This window comes from Stutzerimonas stutzeri, assembly GCF_000935215.1.
Taxonomy (GTDB): Bacteria; Pseudomonadota; Gammaproteobacteria; order Pseudomonadales; family Pseudomonadaceae; genus Stutzerimonas.
In genome coordinates this window covers 1-2,349 of record NZ_JXXD01000282.1, presented here as the reverse complement: position 1 = coordinate 2,349, position 2,349 = coordinate 1, and the positions used below count along the sequence as shown (strand labels likewise).

Genomic DNA, 2,349 nt, shown 5'->3' with positions numbered 1-2,349 from the left:
CGCCACTTTGTTCGTTGCGAAACAACGAATTCCGCCCGCTTTCTGAAAAATTCGTTCTGAAACAATGATTTGAAAACAGGCACAAGCCTTGCTGCAGGTACCGGGGACAGACCTCTATTCGGAGACCGAACATGGAACTGAACGTACTGGGCCAGAGCGAGGCCGGGCCAACCGCCGGGGGCGGTTGTTCAGCGGGTTCCTGTGGCAGCTCGGATGACCAGCTCGCGCACCTGCCCGAGCACATCCGCGAGAAAGTGCACAACCACCCCTGCTACTCCGAGGAGGCGCACCACTACTTCGCGCGCATGCATGTGGCGGTGGCGCCGGCCTGCAACATCCAGTGCCACTACTGCAACCGCAAGTACGACTGCGCCAACGAATCGCGCCCGGGCGTGGTGTCCGAGCTGCTGGAGCCGGTGCAAGCGGTGAAGAAGGTCAAGGCGGTGGCGGCGACCATCCCGCAGATGACCGTGCTCGGCATCGCCGGCCCGGGCGACCCGCTGGCCAACCCGCAGCGCACCTTCGAGACCTTTCGCATGCTGTCCGAGCAGGCGCCGGACATCAAGCTGTGCGTCTCCACCAACGGCCTGGCCCTGCCCGACTGCGTCGACGAGCTGGCCAAGCACAACATCGACCACGTGACCATCACCATCAACTGCGTGGACCCGGACATCGGCGCCGAGATCTACCCCTGGATCTACTGGAACAACAAGCGCATCCGTGGGCGCAAGGCGGCCAAGATCCTCATCGAACGGCAGCAGAAGGGCCTGGAGATGCTGGTCGAGCGTGGCATCCTGGTGAAGGTCAACTCGGTGCTGATCCCCGGCGTCAACGATGAGCACCTGAAAGAGGTCAGCCGCATCGTCAAGGCCAAGGGCGCCTTCCTGCACAACGTCATGCCGCTGATCGCCGAGGCCGAGCACGGCACCTTCTATGGCGTGATGGGCCAGCGCAGCCCGGAGCCGGAGGAACTGCAGGACCTGCAGGACGCCTGTGCCGGCGACATGAACATGATGCGCCACTGCCGCCAGTGCCGCGCCGACGCGGTGGGCCTGCTCGGCGAGGACCGCGGCGACGAGTTCACCCTCGACAAGATCGAGAGCATGGACGTCGACTACGAGGCGGCGATGGTCAAGCGCGCCGCCATCCACGCGGCGATCAAGGAGGAGCTGGACGAACGCGCGGCGAAGAAGGCGCGCCTGGCCACCCCCAGCGCTGCGCAGCTCACCGGCACAGTGGACAAGGGCCATCGCCCGGTACTGATGGCCGTGGCCACCAGCGGCGGCGGCCTGGTCAACCAGCACTTCGGCCATGCCCGCGAATTCCTCGTCTACGAGGCCTCGCCGGCCGGGGTGCGCTTCATCGGCCACCGCAAGGTCGAGCAGTACTGCGTCGGCAACGACAGCTGCGGCGACAAGGAAAGTGCGCTGTCGGGCAGCATCCGCGCGCTCAAGGGCTGCGAGGCGGTGCTCTGCTCGAAGATCGGTTTCGAACCCTGGGGCGAGCTGGAAGCCGCCGGCATCCAGCCCAATGGCGAGCACGCCATGGAGCCCATCGAGGAAGCGGTGCTGGCGGTGTACCAGGAAATGATCGCCAACGGCCGTCTCGATGCGTCGGTGGGCGCAGCGGAGCAATGCCTGATGGCATGAGGAGGTGGAGCATGGCACTGCAAATCGTCGAATCCTGCGTCAACTGCTGGGCCTGCGTGGATGTCTGTCCGAGCGAGGCAATCAGCCCCGGCACTGCGTACTTCCGCATCAGCGCGCACAAGTGCACCGAATGCGATGGCGACTACGCCGAGCAACAGTGCGCGAGCATCTGCCCCATCGAAGGCGCGATCCTGCTCGCCGACGGCAGCCCGGCCAACCCGGCCGGCTCGCTGACCGGCATTCCGCCGGAGCGGCTGGCCGAGGCCATGCGTACCATCCAGGCCCGTTGAGGAGGTTGCCATGTCCTGCATCATCTTCTACGAGAAGCCCGGTTGCGCCACCAACCGCCTGCAGAAGGAGCTGCTGCGTTCGGCGGGCATCGAGCTGGAAGTGCGCGACCTGCTGCGCGAGGCCTGGACGCCGGAACGCCTGCGGCCGTTCTTCGGCCGGCTGCCGGTGGCCGAGTGGTTCAACCCGTCGGCCCCGGCGATCAAGTACGGCGAGCTGGATGTCAGCGAACTGAGCGCCGAACAGGCACTGGAGCTGATGGTGGCCCAGCCGCTGTTGATCCGCCGCCCGCTGATCCGCTGCGGTATGCACTACATGGTCGACTTCGACCTGGTCGGCATCAATGCCTGGCTGCCGTGCAAAGGCCGGCTGCCAGCGCTGGCACCGAGCATCAGCGGCTGTTCGCTGGGCA

3 protein-coding genes are annotated in these 2,349 nt (G+C 65.8%); all 3 read left to right on the top strand.

Annotated elements, in window-relative coordinates; all coding sequences use genetic code 11:
* The first annotated feature begins 131 nt into the window (after window positions 1-131).
* On the top strand, window positions 132-1,649 hold the full coding sequence (gene nifB, locus LO50_RS21915; protein WP_020307274.1) for a nitrogenase cofactor biosynthesis protein NifB: 1,518 nt from the start codon (window positions 132-134) through the stop codon (window positions 1,647-1,649).
* An 11-nt stretch (window positions 1,650-1,660) separates the two neighbouring features.
* The gene (locus LO50_RS21910; RefSeq protein WP_014596147.1) at window positions 1,661-1,939 is read left to right on the top strand and encodes a 4Fe-4S binding protein; all 279 of its coding nucleotides are present in this window, start codon (window positions 1,661-1,663) and stop codon (window positions 1,937-1,939) included.
* 10 nt (window positions 1,940-1,949) lie between these two features.
* Window positions 1,950-2,349 (top strand): ArsC/Spx/MgsR family protein (locus LO50_RS21905; protein ID WP_044316360.1); only part of this gene is annotated, 400 nt, incomplete at its 3' end.